This window comes from Luteibacter jiangsuensis (assembly GCF_011742555.1).
GTDB lineage: Bacteria > Pseudomonadota > Gammaproteobacteria > Xanthomonadales > Rhodanobacteraceae > Luteibacter > Luteibacter jiangsuensis.
Genome location: NZ_JAAQQR010000011.1, coordinates 1 through 14,583, shown reverse-complemented (window position 1 = coordinate 14,583; position 14,583 = coordinate 1). Strand labels below are relative to the sequence as shown.

Annotated in this window: 16 protein-coding genes and 1 pseudogene; 3 read left to right on the top strand and 14 right to left on the bottom strand. The window is 61.6% G+C overall.

What is annotated here, in order from left to right:
- Nucleotides 1–12: 12 nt before the first annotated feature.
- The 10 genes from HBF26_RS17720 to HBF26_RS17675 form a co-directional block, all read right to left on the bottom strand.
- Nucleotides 13–1,110 (bottom strand): protein-glutamate methylesterase/protein-glutamine glutaminase, encoded by a 1,098-nt coding sequence (locus HBF26_RS17720; protein WP_167129368.1) that lies wholly within the window; start codon nt 1,108–1,110, stop codon nt 13–15.
- Nucleotides 1,111–1,193: 83 nt separating this feature from the next.
- Entirely contained in the window at nt 1,194–1,853 is a 660-nt protein-coding gene (gene cheD / locus HBF26_RS17715) for a chemoreceptor glutamine deamidase CheD (RefSeq protein ID WP_167022701.1), read from the bottom strand.
- Nucleotides 1,850–2,725: a CheR family methyltransferase gene (locus tag HBF26_RS17710; RefSeq protein WP_167129367.1), complete on the bottom strand. Its 876-nt coding sequence runs from the start codon at nt 2,723–2,725 to the stop codon at nt 1,850–1,852. Before HBF26_RS17710 ends, cheD begins: the two co-directional genes overlap by 4 nt.
- A 3-nt stretch (nt 2,726–2,728) precedes the next feature.
- A complete protein-coding gene (locus HBF26_RS17705) occupies nt 2,729–4,441 on the bottom strand; it encodes a methyl-accepting chemotaxis protein (protein ID WP_167129366.1) in 1,713 nt (570 codons plus the stop codon).
- An 83-nt stretch (nt 4,442–4,524) separates the two neighbouring features.
- Nucleotides 4,525–5,040 carry a chemotaxis protein CheW gene (locus HBF26_RS17700; RefSeq protein ID WP_167129364.1) on the bottom strand — a complete coding sequence of 172 codons (516 nt, stop codon included), beginning with the start codon at nt 5,038–5,040 and terminating at the stop codon, nt 4,525–4,527.
- Between the two features lie 296 nt (nt 5,041–5,336).
- Entirely contained in the window at nt 5,337–7,310 is a 1,974-nt protein-coding gene (locus HBF26_RS17695) for a chemotaxis protein CheA (protein WP_167129363.1), read from the bottom strand.
- Between the two features lie 36 nt (nt 7,311–7,346).
- The gene (locus HBF26_RS17690) at nt 7,347–7,709 is read right to left on the bottom strand and encodes a response regulator (RefSeq protein WP_166697679.1); all 363 of its coding nucleotides are present in this window, start codon (nt 7,707–7,709) and stop codon (nt 7,347–7,349) included.
- A gap of 10 nt (nt 7,710–7,719) precedes the next feature.
- Complete coding sequence (locus HBF26_RS17685; RefSeq protein WP_167129362.1) at nt 7,720–8,037, bottom strand: STAS domain-containing protein; 318 nt, start codon at nt 8,035–8,037, stop codon at nt 7,720–7,722.
- A 249-nt stretch (nt 8,038–8,286) separates the two neighbouring features.
- The gene (locus tag HBF26_RS17680) at nt 8,287–8,682 is read right to left on the bottom strand and encodes a hypothetical protein (RefSeq protein ID WP_167129360.1); all 396 of its coding nucleotides are present in this window, start codon (nt 8,680–8,682) and stop codon (nt 8,287–8,289) included.
- Between the two features lie 131 nt (nt 8,683–8,813).
- Nucleotides 8,814–9,065 carry a hypothetical protein gene (locus tag HBF26_RS17675; RefSeq protein ID WP_167129359.1) on the bottom strand — a complete coding sequence of 84 codons (252 nt, stop codon included), beginning with the start codon at nt 9,063–9,065 and terminating at the stop codon, nt 8,814–8,816.
- A gap of 940 nt (nt 9,066–10,005) precedes the next feature.
- Here HBF26_RS17675 and HBF26_RS19970 point away from each other — a divergent pair.
- The gene (locus HBF26_RS19970; protein WP_425483009.1) at nt 10,006–10,161 is read left to right on the top strand and encodes a GHMP family kinase ATP-binding protein; all 156 of its coding nucleotides are present in this window, start codon (nt 10,006–10,008) and stop codon (nt 10,159–10,161) included.
- Nucleotides 10,162–10,624: 463 nt separating this feature from the next.
- Here the strand turns inward: HBF26_RS19970 and HBF26_RS17670 are convergent, their stop codons facing one another.
- Both HBF26_RS17670 and HBF26_RS17665 read right to left on the bottom strand, forming a co-directional pair.
- The gene (locus tag HBF26_RS17670; protein ID WP_167129357.1) at nt 10,625–11,098 is read right to left on the bottom strand and encodes a hypothetical protein; all 474 of its coding nucleotides are present in this window, start codon (nt 11,096–11,098) and stop codon (nt 10,625–10,627) included.
- Nucleotides 11,099–11,309: 211 nt separating this feature from the next.
- Nucleotides 11,310–11,657 (bottom strand): hypothetical protein, encoded by a 348-nt coding sequence (locus tag HBF26_RS17665; RefSeq protein ID WP_167129355.1) that lies wholly within the window; start codon nt 11,655–11,657, stop codon nt 11,310–11,312.
- Between the two features lie 600 nt (nt 11,658–12,257).
- On the opposite strand from HBF26_RS17665, the pseudogene HBF26_RS17660 reads away from it, so the two are divergent.
- Nucleotides 12,258–12,800, top strand: a pseudogene (locus HBF26_RS17660) (RNA 2'-phosphotransferase).
- A gap of 48 nt (nt 12,801–12,848) precedes the next feature.
- Here HBF26_RS17660 and HBF26_RS17655 read toward each other — a convergent pair.
- Nucleotides 12,849–13,238 (bottom strand): SMI1/KNR4 family protein, encoded by a 390-nt coding sequence (locus HBF26_RS17655; RefSeq protein WP_167129354.1) that lies wholly within the window; start codon nt 13,236–13,238, stop codon nt 12,849–12,851.
- A 78-nt stretch (nt 13,239–13,316) separates the two neighbouring features.
- On the opposite strand from HBF26_RS17655, the gene HBF26_RS17650 reads away from it, so the two are divergent.
- Complete coding sequence (locus tag HBF26_RS17650) at nt 13,317–13,535, top strand: hypothetical protein (RefSeq protein WP_167129352.1); 219 nt, start codon at nt 13,317–13,319, stop codon at nt 13,533–13,535.
- An 823-nt stretch (nt 13,536–14,358) separates the two neighbouring features.
- On the opposite strand, the gene HBF26_RS17645 is transcribed toward HBF26_RS17650, so the two are convergent.
- A partial coding sequence (locus tag HBF26_RS17645; protein ID WP_167129351.1) for an integrase core domain-containing protein occupies nt 14,359–14,583 on the bottom strand: 225 nt, incomplete at its 5' end.

The window sequence follows — 14,583 nt, the reverse complement described above, 5'->3', positions numbered from 1 at the left end:
ACGTCTCGATAATCAGGTGCCGACGCGGGCAGCGGCGGGCACGGGGGTGTTGGCTAGCGCAAGCAGACGCGCCGCGATGGCATCCAGCGGAAGCATTTCACCGGCGGCACCCGCCTTCCAGGCAGCGCCGGGCATGCCCCATACGACGGAGCTGGCCTCGTCCTGGACGAGCGTGGGAGCACCGGCTTCTTTCAGTTCGCCGAGGCCGCGCGCGCCGTCGTCGCCCATGCCCGTGAGCAGGCAACCGATGGTGGCAGCGCCGACGCTGGCGGCCATGGAACGGAACAGCACGTCCACGGACGGCTTGTGCCGGTTCACGGGCGGGCCGTCGTGGAGTCGGCAGACGTGGCGCGCACCGTCCCACATCACCAGAAGATGCTGGCTGCCGGGCGCGATATAAGCGTGGCCAGGCTGGATCGGCTGGCCGTCACGTGCTTCGCACACGCGCATGGCCGAGCACGAATCCATGCGGGCGGCGAACGGACCGCTGAAGGCGGCGGGAATATGTTGGGTGATGACGATCGGCGGCGCGGTGGGCGGCATGGCCTCCAGCACCACGCGAATGGCTTCGGTGCCGCCCGTGGAGGCACCGATGGCGATGATCCGCGTGCCACCGCGGCTGCCGGCGGTCTGCGCGCGCGGCAGCACGGCATCGGCGGAAAGACGCGGCGCCACATCGAGCCTGGTGACGTTGGCGCGCTCGCGCGGCTTCGCGCCGGCGGCAAGGCGAACCTTGGCGCAGATTTCCGGCGCGTGCTCCATGAAGGTGTTGGCGAGATCCGCGGACGGCTTGGTGAAGAAATCCACCGCACCCAGTTCCAGCGCACGAAGCGTGACGTCGGCGCCCTTTTCGGTCAGCGTGGATACCATCACCACCGGCATGGGGCGCAGGCGCATGAGATTGTCGAGGAAGGTCAGGCCATCCATCCGCGGCATCTCCACGTCGAGCGTGAGGACATCCGGATTGAGCTGCTTGATCTTGTCGCGCGCGATCAGCGGGTCCGCGGCGGTGCCCACCACCTCGATGCCCGGATCGGACTCGAGCATGGCGGTCAGCACCTTACGCACCAGGGCCGAATCGTCGACGATAAGAACGCGTACTTTCTGCATGGGTTCTGGCAACTCGGGTGACTTGACGTCCCTGTCGGCGAACCGACCGGATACGGTAACGAGGTGAACTCCCGACGAGGGCGTCAGAAAAGTTCCACCTCTCCCTTTATCGGATCATCTGCCAATCGCTTGAGGTACCGCTTCTCGCGATCGGCCAGGCTGTGGTCGTGCATGGAGCGCATCTGGCGCACGCGCACCTTGCCGCTTACCGGGAAGAACTGCACCTGGCGCGGATAGATATCGCCCACGTCGGCCGCGCAGAGCTTCAGCTTTTCGGTGGCGATGTAACGCTGTACAAAAGCGATGTTGCGCTGACCGATATCGGTCATGGTAGCCAGCACGCGGCCGCCACCGAAGATCTTCACCTCGAGGTCGTCGCGCTTGCCGCCGGCCTTGAGGATGGCGTTGATCAGCTGTTCCATGGCGTCGTTGCCGTAACGCGCCGCGCGGCCCACGGTGGAACTCCACCCGTCGCGCTCGCCGGTGGGCTCGGGCAACATGAAGTGGTTCATGCCGCCGATTCGGCGGCGGGCGTCGCGCACGCACGCCGACACGCACGAACCCAGCACCGTGGAGATCATTTCTTCCTGCACGCTGACGTAGAACTCGCCGGGCAGGATCTTCACCGTGACCACTTCCTGCGCCGGGTCCCAGAAGCGACGCACGTGCTCGAAGCCGGGCAGCACGCTCTTAGGATCAAAACCGGCGAAGGTCCGTGGTTGCAGGACGTACGCATCGCTCATGTGCGCTTCCGGTAGACCGTGCGGCCGATCAGGTCGAAGTCTTCGGACAGTCCGTACATGGATTCCGAATGACCGAGGAACAGATAGCCGCGGCTTTCCAGCATGCCGGCGTAACGGGCAAAGAGGCGCTGCTTCGTGGGTTTGTCGAAATAGATGACCACGTTGCGGCAGAAGATCGCGTCGAACCGGCCCTGCATGGGCCATTCGTGCAGCAGGTTGAGCGGCTGGATCGTGACCAGCTCGCGCAGGCGCGGGTGGATCTGGGCATAGCCGTCGTAGCTGCCCTCGCCGCGCAGGAACCAGCGCTTGCGCCGTTCGTCGCTCACCCCGCCCAGGCGGTCGACGGGGTAGACGCCCTTGCGCGCCGCGGCCAGGGCCTGCGGCGAAAGGTCGGTGGCGAGGATTTTCGCGTCCACGTCGGCACGCGTACGTTCCAAAGCCTCGGCCAGCACCATGGCAATGGCGTAAGGCTCCTCACCGGTGGAGCAGCCGGCCGACCAGATGCGCAGGCGGCCGCCGCCGCGTTTCTCTTCCAGCCAGCGCGGCAGCAACTCGTCCACGAGCATGTCGTAGTGGTGCATCTCGCGGAAGAACGAGGTGACGTTCGTGCTGATGCAGCTGGCCAGTTCGCCCAGTTCGGATTCGGGATCGCGCTTCAGCAAGTCGCAGTAGGCCGCGAAGCCCGGAAGCGCGAGCGCCCTCAACCGGCGCAGGAGCCGTCCCTGCACCAGCTGCCGCTTGTGCTCGCCCAGCGATATGCCGCAATGCTGCAGCACGAAATCTCGCAGGAAGGCGAATTCGGCCTCCCCGAGGGTTGGGCCCGCCGCGCCCGCCGGGCCGACGGCATCACCGCTGTCGACGAGCGCGTTCATGGCTCAGAACTCCTTCCACACACCGGCGTCGGCGGGTTCCGCCGAACGCTGGGCACGCGGGGCCGGCGCGCTGCGCACGGCCGCGAACACGGTTTCCATCTCTTCCTGCGCGGCGTCCTTGCGCTTGGCCTTCGAGGCCGGCGTGGCGGACGCGTTGCCCGTGATCTGGAAGAACGCGACCTGACGGCTCAGTTCGGTGGCCTGCTCGTGCATGGCACGCGCTGCAGCGGCCGATTCCTCGACCAGCGCTGCGTTCTGCTGGGTCATCTCGTCCATCTGCAGCACGGCGTGGTTCACCTGGTCGATGCCGGCCGACTGCTCCGAGCTGGCGGCAGCGATCTCGGCGACGATGTCGGTGACCTTCTTCACGCTCTCCACGATCTCGGCCAGCGCCTTGCCGGACTGGTCGACGAGTTCGGAGCCCGTGCGCACCTTGTCGGCGCTGTCGTTGATGAGGCCCTTGATCTCCTTGGCCGCATTGGCGGAGCGACCGGCGAGGTTGCGCACCTCGGTGGCCACCACCGCGAAGCCGCGACCCTGCTCGCCGGCACGTGCCGCTTCCACCGCCGCGTTGAGCGCCAGCAGGTTGGTCTGGAAAGCGATTTCGTCGATGAGGCTGACGATGTCGGAAATCTTCTTGCTGGACGAATTGATCTCGCGCATCGCCACGACCGTCTGGGCAACCACTTCGCCGCCCTTCTCGGCCTGCTCGCGTGCACCGCGGGCCAGCTGGTTCGCGTGGCTGGCGTTCTCGGCGTTCTGCTTCACCGTGGAGGTCATTTCCTCCATCGACGAGGCGGTCTCCTCCAGGCTGGAGGCCTGCTCCTGCGTACGCTGCGAGAGGTCGTCGTTGCCGCGCGAGATCTCCTGCGCGGCCGTGCTGACCGAGCCGGCGCCGTGGCGCACTTCCGAAACGATGCTGCTCAGGCGCTCGTCCATGGCGCGGAAGGCTGCCTGCAGCTGGCCGAGTTCGTCGTTGCGGGTCACCTGCACGTCATGACCGAGCTTGCCCTCGGCGATGAGGTGGGCGACGGCAACCGTCTGCGCCAGCGTGCGCAGGATGGAGCGCACCACGAGCACGGCGATGAACAGGCTGATGATGAGGCCGATCGCGAGGGCAGCGATGCACAGCGCGCGGATCGTCTTGTACTGCGCGGTTTCCTTGTTGAAGATCGTTTCGGCTTCCGCGCGCTTGGCTTCGATGAGCTTGCCGAGCTGGGTCTGGCGATCCATCAGCAGCGGCCGCACTTGCAGCTCCAGGATATCGGAAGCGCCCTGGTCGCCCTGGTTGAGGGCATCGACGATGTCGGTCTTCGCCTGGTTGTAATCCTCGTTGGTGGCCTGCCACTTGTCGTAGAGCTTCTTGACGTCGGCGGACATCGGCACCTTCAGGAACGCCGCCTTCGTCGCGCCCATCTCGTCCTGATACTTCTGGAACTCCGCGACCTTCTGCTTCACCTGGTCGGGGCTTCCCACCTTCGCCGCGGCCTCGCCGAGGACGACGAACGACATGAGCGACTGCGAGTTGATGCGTGTGAGCATTTCCGACGGCACGAGTTCTTCCTCGTACACCTGGCGCAAGCCTTCGTTCTGGAAATGCATGGCGCCGAGACCGACGGCGGCACCGCCGAAGAGCATGAGCGTGAGCAGGCCAAGCACGCCGTAGAGGCGGCCTCGGACGGTCAGGGCGGGCATCTTGAACTTGAACTTCTTCATCACGATTCCAATCGGCAAAGGTGCGGCAAGGGCGAACCGGTCGCGCCCGGAAGGGCCGATGCCCTCCCCCGGGCGTGGACGGCTCACGCGACGGCTTTCACATCCGAGGAGGCCAGCGCGGCCTCCAGCATCTGGGCATCCTGCGGCTGGAGCAGGCGGTCCACGTCGAGAAGCAGCACCATGCGCTCGCCGACGGAGGTAAGGCCCTTCAGGTATTCGGTATCGACGGTGGTGCCCATGTCGGGCACGGGACGGATGCCGCCCGGCGAGACATCGACCACGTCGGAGACGGCATCGACCACCACGCCGAACTGGCGGCCCGCGACCATGACGATCACGCATACGGTGGTGGCGGTGTATTCCTCGCGGGCGAGCCCGAAGCGCAGGCGCAGGTCCAGCACAGGGACGATGGCGCCGCGGAGGTTCAGCACGCCCAGGACGTAGGACGGGGCCTGCGGGATACGGGTGACCGGCGTCCAGCCGCGAATTTCACGGACGGCGAGGATATCGACGCCGTATTCCTCGTTCCCGAGGTTGACGGTGAGGTACTGCGCGGCCTCGTCGGACGCGGCGCTGGCGGTGCTGGCTTGCTCGTTCATGTCGTTCCCACGGCGGATCGGATCGGCGGTTCGGGACCCCTTCTCAAGGGGTATCGGCCGCGGCCACGGGGACTTGAGGGGGAATTCGACGCGGCTGACGGGCCCTTGCGGGAGCCGGCTATGCCGGCGATCCCGCGGCAGCGGGCCCGTTTACCGCGAGCATCCATCGCCGCTGAAGCGGCTCCCACACAAAGCTCGCACGCTTTTGGGGAAACCTCTGTGCCTGGTGAGGGCTACTGTGGGAGCCGGCTATGCCGGCGATCCCGCGGCAGCGGGCAACCTTGCCGCGAGCCTTATCAGGCCGCCTTGCGACGCCCCTGCATGCGCACCAGGCCGGTGACATCGGCGATCAGGGCCACCGAACCGTCGGCCAGGATCGTGGCGCCGGAAATGCCCGCCACACGGCGGTAGTTGGCCTCCAGCGATTTCACCACCGCCTGCTGCTGGCCGATCAGTTCGTCCACGAACAGGCCGATGCGGGTGCCCTCGCCTTCCACCACGATGACGATGCCCTCGTCGACGGAGCGGCGACGGCCCTCGCAGCCGAAGACGTCGAACAACCGCACAATCGGCAGCCACTGGTCGCGGAAGCGGAACAACTCGCCGCCACCGACCACGCTGCGCACGGCGTCTGGCTTCACCTGCACCGATTCCACGATGGAAACCAGCGGCACGATATAGGTTTCCTCGCCCACCGCGGCCGTGAGGCCGTCGATGATGGCGAGCGTGAGGGGCAGCGTGATGGTGAACGTTGTGCCGCTGCCCTGCGTGCTGCGGATGCCGACGGTGCCGCCCAGATCCATGACGTTGCGGCGGACCACGTCCATGCCGACGCCGCGGCCCGACAGGTCGGTGGTGGCGGCGGCCGTGGAGAAGCCGGCCTCGAAGATCAGTTCGGCCACGGCGTCGTCGGACATGCCGTCGCCCGAGGCGATGATGCCGCGCTGCACGGCCTTGGCCACGATGGCGTCGCGGTTGAGGCCCGCGCCGTCGTCGGCCACTTCCACGACGATGGAACCGCCACGATGGAAGGCTTCCATGCGCAGCGTGCCCGTGTCGCCCTTGCCGGCGGCAAGACGCTTCGCGGGAACTTCCAGGCCGTGGTCGATGGCGTTGCGCACGAGGTGGACCAGCGGATCGCCGATCTTCTCGAGCACGGTCTTGTCCAGCTCGGTGGTCTCGCCGCGCAGGTCGAGCACCACCTTCTTGTCGAGCTTCTGCGCCAGGTCGCGGACCAGGCGCGGGAAGCGGTTGAACACCGTGCTGATGGGCAGCATGCGGATGCTCATGACGCTTTCCTGCAACTCGCGCGTATGGCGCGCCAGCTGGGCCAGGCCATGGCGAAGCATTTCCAGCTGCGAGGCATCCACACCGTCGTGGAACTGGCTGAGCATCGACTGGGTGATGACCAGTTCGCCGACGAGGTTGATCAGCGTATCGATTTTCTCGATGCCGACACGGACGGAGCTGGCTTCGCTGTTCGTGGCCACGTCGCGCACCGCACGCGGGGCGGACGGCGCCGCGGGTGCAGCAGCGGGCGCGGCCGGTGCCGGTGCGGCAACGCGCGGCGTGAGGGTGAGGTCGCAATCGCCGTCCACCCAGTCGAATACGCCCTCGACGGCGGCGCGCTTGGCGCCCGCATCGAGGTGAAGCGTCCAGCCGAGATAGGACGACGAGGCGTCCATGTCGGCGAGCGCGGGAAGCTTGCCGGCATCGCACTCGACGCGAAGCGGACCCAGGGCGCCGAGTTCGCGGAACATGCGTGCCGGATCGTTGCCGGTCTTCAGCAGGTAATCGAAGGGGCGGAACGCGATGTCCCAGCCTTCGATCGTTTCGGCGGGCGCGGCCGCCTTCGCGGCAGCGGGCACAGCGGCCGTGCCGCCGGACACCATGGCCGAAAGCTCGGCCAGCAGTGCCTGGCTTTCCGCCGTGGCCGCCGGCTGGCCGGCCATCGACAGGGCCAGCATGTCGCGCACGGTATCGCCCGAGCGCAACAGCAGTTCCACCACGGCCTTTTCCATCGGACGGCGGCCGCTGCGGACCTCGTCCATCAGGTTCTCGGCCACGTGCGTGAAGGCAGCCACGTCGGTGAAACCGAACGTGGCCGCGCCGCCCTTGATCGAGTGGGCGGCACGAAACACCACGTTGATGAGTTCCGGATCTTCAGCCCCTTCGTCCAGGGCGAGGAGCGCCTGCTCCATGGCGTCGAGGCCGTCGAGGCTCTCTTCGTGGAACGCCTTGTGGAATTGCGCCAGATCGACTTTGGACATGGTGGATCCTGAATTACCGGAACGTCTTGGTACGGATTAACCGAGCACGCGGGCCACGGTGGCCAGCAGCTGGTCGGGGTCGAACGGCTTCACCAGCCAGCCGGTGGCACCGGCGGCCTTGCCTTCCATCTTCTTTTCCGGGTTGGACTCAGTGGTGAGCATGAGGATGGGCACGCCGCTGTAACCGGCCATCGTGCGCATCTCGCGAACCATGGAGATGCCGTCCATCACCGGCATGTTCACGTCGGCCAGCACCAGGTCGAACTTCGTGCCGCGCGCCGTATCCAGCGCCGCCTGGCCGTTGTCGGCCTCGTCCACGTCGTGGCCCGCGCCACGCAGGGTGAAGGCCACCATGCTGCGCATGGAGGCCGAGTCGTCTACCGCGAGAATCTTTGCCATCGGAGCACCTTCAGTTCACGCCGGCGTGGGCCGGCAGTTCGATCAAAGCTTCAAGGCCCAGCACGGACACGCCGCGCCGGAGGGAGTCGCTGACACCGGTCCAGGCGACGGGGAGGCCCGCTGCGCGGGCGTCGCGCGAAAATGCCGCGAGCACCTGCAAGGCCGCCGTGTCGACCTGGGCCACCGCCGCGCCGTCGAATTCGACGGGCTTGCCGGCTGCCAGGACACCCAGCAGCGTATCGCGGAGCGCGGGGGCCGCGCCGATACGCAGGTCCGCTTCCAGCGCCAGCGGGGCGCGGGGGGCGTCTTTGGAGGATTTCTTCGCCATCGTCCGTACCGTTGGGACCCTTGGCGCACATCGCCCGGGGGGTCGTTCGATGGTCTTATCGGCGTTCTTGGGGAAAGCTTTAGCCGGGGCGGCTACCCCTCCGCTGCTTCCTGACGCCGGCCACCGGGGACAAGCGCTGCTACCAAGGTTCGTGCGCTTCCGGCCGATACCCGTTTTTCTATGCGTTCAGCGACGACCTTTGCCCAGTTGGCAACAAGCGTTCGTGCAGCATTCCCCGGCAATCCAATACTAGGTTGCAACCCCAGACTTCAGAAAACGCAGACCGTTTGCATCCCTTACTGCATAGATTGAGTCATATCCGAACGAAAGGACGAATCGCTGACTGAAATGCTCGGCAAGCGCCCTTATGAATCGCTCAAGCTCATACCAGCAAGCATCGTAGCTTCTCGGACGCATGACAGCGATACAACGTGCTCCGACCTGCCATGTTAGCGCCGGATCTTCGGCTCCAACGTCGGGGTCCCCGTAATTGTCACCAATAAACAGATTAAGTTCCGACCGCTCAAACCATACGTACCTGTCATAAACCTGGCCACCCATGGACTCGGCCAATCCGAACAACGAGGGGATCGCAATCCCCTCCTCTATCTCTAGAGAAAAATCAAGAGACATCAGCAACGACACTCCGGAATCCGCTCGATCTTTACGTAAATCCAAGAACTAACGGCAGCCAACCCGTACAAGGGGCGCCAACCCCTGATACTTCCACCCCGTAACACAAGCAGGCCCTTCGGAGCGTCGGCAACCAGATTACGTCATTCGTTCTCACACAGTCCGATATTGTCCGCCAACACCTTAACGAACGACGACTTTTTGGCATCGTATGAAGCCGCCAGCCTTGACATCTCCGCGCGCAGCGACCTTTGAACTGATGGGTCAGCGGACTGAAGCGTAGCCGATAAATCCTCAAATACCTTCATCGCAGCATCAGGATCAATCACGTCGTCAGTTGAGAACTCCAGAAATACGCACACATCGACTAACGCGCGCACCAACGACTCATTCATTGTCAATCTCCTTTAAGACGACGCCAATCCTGAGTCGCACGGCTATTTGTAATCCAATCCTTCGACCAGCGGAGACCAAGTCAAGGCCATGCACCCAGCCTGGCCTGCGGGACTTGAGCTAAGTCCGAGCACGAACCAAACGCACGCGGTCACCGTCGGCTTCCCAAAAACCAGAAGGGCGACGTTCCCATAATCCCACCTAGCAGCGGAGGACCCCATCCCAACGGGGTGAAAAACTTTTCGACCATCAATGAGAAGGCTCTTCCGAAACCGACGGAAGACCCTACCGACAAAAACAGCGCCAGCTCGGCAAACACCGCGCCGCCCAGGAAGGCCACGAGGTAAATAAGGGGTGTCGGATGCTCGAACTTCCTGACTGATGTCAGCGCCCCAAAAATCCCAGCCCAGAACCCATCAAACATTTTTCCGCCCTAGTGATCCGAAGAATCAAAGTAAGCCTACGTGGCTCTGCCAGCTCAGCGCTGAATCGCCGCCCGCGGTAGCCGCCAGCGCGCCTAGCTCACCTGCCGCTGCGCCCCCGCGCCTACTCCGCCTCCAAGTGCCCATAAATGGAACGCTACGCCCGGACTTCCCGGTATTTCCGAGCCGCCGCCTTGACAAACCATTTGACTATGCGATGTCCGACGACCACATGCACCCACGGGCCTCGCCAAGCGCGTCCCCTTCGATCTTCGACCAATCGCGAAGCTCGTCCAAGCGCCGAAGATATCCGAAAGGGCCCATGTACTGCGACGTGGGGGCGTCTGGAAAACCCGGAAGGGGCGGAACAAGATCCATCGAGTTCCATGTCAACACGAATTCGTCTAGCCGAATCAAACCGTACATCGGAGCCTCTTCAGGACCCTGCAGCATTTCATTCAGCAGTCCCCACCGCCAGCAACGAAGTCCTAGTGCTTGATCGGTCCCAGTCCGCTCACAGATTCGCTCCACCATCGCCAGGAGCTCGACGGTGGGGAGCTCCGGTTCAGTAGCCATCGCCACAATCTGGGTGAGAAACGAACTTTTCAGACTCAGAGTCTCCAACCTAGCCATGGCGAAGCTTGCGACGCAACTGGCCGAAAGGACAACAGATTGACCTGGAACGTTCGTCAAACCCAGGCGAACTACTTCCCAATCGGCAAGTCGTCGCAGCATCAGGTTCTCGAAGACGCTATCAATCATAGTTTGTCAGGTTACCTCGCGACCAGGGTCCGAATCTCTCCGGCAACAATCAGGACACGCAGTAATGTTCCTCCCAGTGGTGCACGAGTCTCCCAGAGACTCATATCTGGGACACCAACGTGACCATGAATCCGCACCAAGCGGGTCGATCGATGTTTACGTCAAAAAAGTCCTCAAGATAATTGTGCCCGAGTTCCTCAAGGCGACGAATGAATTCTCGCTGTGCGTCGATCCCAAAGGACGGGCCAAACGTGACCATATCGTCGCTTATCCCTGCCCCCCAATTCCCGGGCCATCAGCCGGTAGAGATTCCGACCCGTTTTGGCGCCTGCGACTTCACTTGGGCCCCGCATTCACGGGCGAATTCGGCAGGGGCTTCAGTATCGCTCCTGAAGCACTTTTGCGTTTGCTGCTAAAAGTATCTGTTTAAAAGCCTCAACCCTTCCAGGAACATTCGTTATCTCTAAGAGTACGGTTGCCCGGCTCCCAGAAACTTCAGCTCCCCACCATTTCCATCCTCGCTCACGCACGGCATCGATCCAGGATCCAAACTGCCAAGGCAGAGTGCTCCACTTTTCCCTTGGAGTCTCTGCCATAAGTCGCGCGCACTCTTCCTGGGATAGATCAGGCATTGACGAAGTCAACCAACCTGGAAGCACTTTCTTCCAATAGTCATCGTCAGGCCAGGATGTTTCTTGGTGCTTCGCGATTTCCCTAACCACACCGCGAATACGGTTCATCACTCCATCGGAATCTCTTCCAAGGTCAAGGTCAAACTCCCACACTGCAGGCGGCAAAGGCCCAACATCGCCATCACTATCGATTCGCTCAATTTCTGCTTGGTGGGACATTTTTTCCGCTTCCCTGGTAGATCGAGTCCAATCGATTCCGAAGGCCTAATCGGGACACTGCCAGACCCATGCCCCCACAGTCACAGCCTGCGCAATCATATCCGCCAGTTGCTTCGCCGCAAAAGCATTCTGCTGCAACATTGTGAATCCACATGCAACTCTCCGTCACACTTGGCTCCGTTCAAGGCCGGCCTGATCCGAGCCACCAACCCTAGACGACGATATGCACCTCCGCATCGCGCTCAAGTATCAACCTGCGGATACGGGAGAGTGCTAGCTGCTGGGCTCGTGTAGTGGCTTCGCTCAACAGCCCACTGATCTCGACCGCATCAAAATATGATGTCTGCCCGCCGACCCACCCCCCGACACGGGAATCAAGGAGCTTTTCGAGTCCCGGAAAGAATATCTCAACACCGGAACCGACGTCAGCCGAGCCAAAGCCCGGAACGACGACAGCTCGCCCTTCGCGAATGACCAGCACTCCTCGAGTTGAAATCACCTGTCCTAAGTAAGCATGGGCGTCTTGAGTGAACACATTAACGAATGGAATGCTGCTCATAACGACCTCGATGTGTAGGATCTTTCGATTCCTCCCAGCCATAGCGGCGCCGGCCTAGGTGGTAAGGACATTCACTGAGGCGACTAAAACCTTCGGAAAGTGCGCTGTCCGTAGTTTGCGAGTCTCTCGGCCACTCATCTCGCGGGATCCAACGTGACCATAAATCCGCACCAGGCAGGTCGATCGATGTTGACGTCAAAAAAGTCCTCAAAATAATTGAGCCCGAGTTCCTCAAGGCGATGAACGAATTCTCGCTGTGCATCGCTTCCAAAGGATGGGCCAAACGTGACCATATCGTCGCTGATACCGCGCGGCACTGGGGTCCCCATGCACTGATACACTTGCTCTAGTTCTAAACCCCGCTCAGCCAGAGCGGCGCGCCTGAGAATTATTCCAAATTCAGCGGATGCAGGTATTGCTGTCATCATGTAATCCTTAGTTCGAGGGAGGCGCGCGTCACGGGCTACCTATGTTGCACGGCTCTTGGAGTCGAGACGATATGCTCCTCCGTGAACTTTTATATGCGCATGGCACTCCTGACCTGGTAACAATGCCAGAAGGTTCTGCTTATGATACGTCCGTCAGATGGTGGATCTCACGATGGCTAATCCGAAGCTGATCGAAACAAGCAAGTTCCTGAGCTACGTGCTACGGCATCAGCCGGAGGCCATCGGCCTGAAGCTCGATGAGCAAGGCTGGGCAAGCGTCGACGAACTGATTCAACGGGCCGCTATTTCCGGTCAATATCTAGATGAAGCGTTGGTCGAGGAGGTCGTGCGGACCAGCGACAAGAAGCGATTTACCCTATCCTAAGACGGCCTGCGTATCCGTGCCGCTCAGGGGCATTCGACGACCTCGGTAAACATCGACCATATCGAGGCAGTTCCCCCTGTTGTGCTCTACCACGGAACGGCGGCACGAAACCTTGACTCGATTCGGCGGGAAGGGCTTAGAGCCGGTAAGAGGCATCACGTGCACCTGTCAGGCGATGAGGCGACCGCGCTCCGAGTAGGGGCCAGACATGGCAAGCCCGGGGTTCTCTTGGTACAGGCGGACCGGATGCACGCCGCAGGATTCAAGTTCTTCCGGTCCGACAACGGTATTTGGCTGACAGCCTCTGTGCCTCCTCAATTTCTCGAGTGAGCAGACACGTGGAAAAGTGCGGCCGCTCTGCTACCGAGACGGCCTGAACTAACCAGCAGAATCCTTCACGAATTCAGCGTGATCTTCGGCGGCCAACGCCAACCACGCTGAAAAATTCGCAAGTTCGCCCCTCATCTCCCACCCAGGCGAAGCAAACGCATGGATGTAGAGCACTTTCGGGGAGGGCGAAAGGTCTTTGCCGTCAAAGCATGCTAGATCGTCGGTGTCTCCGAATTTTGCAAATGGGACTAGCGCGCTCTCGGGATACTGCTCTCGAAGCTGGTCGAACCAGAAGTCAGCAGAGGACGGGAAGTCGCACAAAAGCCACCAAGGACTCAGGTCCGGCCTGTCCTGCGCCCGCGCGAAGTCAACAAATTCGAGCGGCATTGAGAACGCTCTGGGTAGTCTGCGTTCGTCGTAGAAGTAGTAGTCGTACATCTGGCCTTCCGCCGTCCCTTTCCAATCACACTGAAGACCGAAACGCCATTGGAGCGAAGCACCGGTGCGTCAAGGATAATGAACGAGTCGCTGATTGAAATGTTCGGCGAGCAAACTTACGAAGCGCTCGACATCGCGCCAACCATTATCGGTCGTACCCCGATCACCAGGCAAAGGCAGACAAAACTCGCGACCGATCTCTGCGCCTCACTGCTGATGATTCCGCCGAAGAAGCTGAAAGTGCGGTGGCAAAAGCTGAGCAATTGGACTCAGATCTTCCATGGAATTCAGGTATAGGAGAACCGCAAAGTCAGGAAACGCTTGTTCCGCCGGCTCGTCGTCGTATGGATCGACGTTCATCTTTAGCATCAAGCTCCCGCCGGATTCATACTTATGCGAGTAATACAGTCCGCCGTGGTAGTCGCTGTCCCTCTCCTCGAGGGTTATGCCCAGACACCGCTCAACATCACTCCTGGCTTCAAGAAGAGATTCGTTGTGACATCCGTAAAGAATGGAGTGGTTCATGTGCTACATCTTAGGTCGAGAGATACACGGAGCAGGTCAACAGGTATTGCCCCATCGGCTTAGCGGTCTTACCAAAATCAACGTGAAACACATCGAACTATTGCCCACGACATGCGCTATCACAAACACCGTTACCCGTGGACGTAATTCGGATCAAATCGTGGATCCTGCCGAAGAAATCCAAGCAGCCCATTCCAGGTATTAACGATCACTTCAACGCATGACTGAGGATCGACACCCCTACCCCTCGGAGTGCCCGGAAAATTCGCCATTGCCTGACGACACATCTCATAGAAATAGTTAAAACAATCCTTGTCGGCGTTGCTCAATTCAATGAACACCTGCCCCTCCACGTCAAGAGGTCTATAGATATCAAGGACGCACCCATGAAATCTTTCATAGCCGAACTGCTCTATGTGCGCACGCGTGCACTCTATGATGCAGCTCACGGTAGGCGTTTGGCCGAACCATGAAGTTTTGGGATCTGTAAAAACGAACATACTCATTTTGAGATCACCTAATAGTAATCTTGTCTTTCTTGTCAGCGCGACGTCCCCCCGCTTTCAGTAGCGGAGCGAATTAGAGTCCGGGGGGGTTACTTTAGCTGCTCGGCGTAGGCGGCGGGAGTCAGTCCGCCCAACGCCTTCTTCGGCCGCTCCTCGTTGTATTCCCTGCGCCAGTTTTCGATCTCGGTGCGTCCGTGAAGCAGACTCGGGAACCAGTGTTCATTGAGGCACTCGTCGCGCAAGCGACCGTTGAACGATTCGATGTAGGCATTCTGGTTCGGCTTGCCCGGTTCGATCAGGCGCAGCTGCACGCC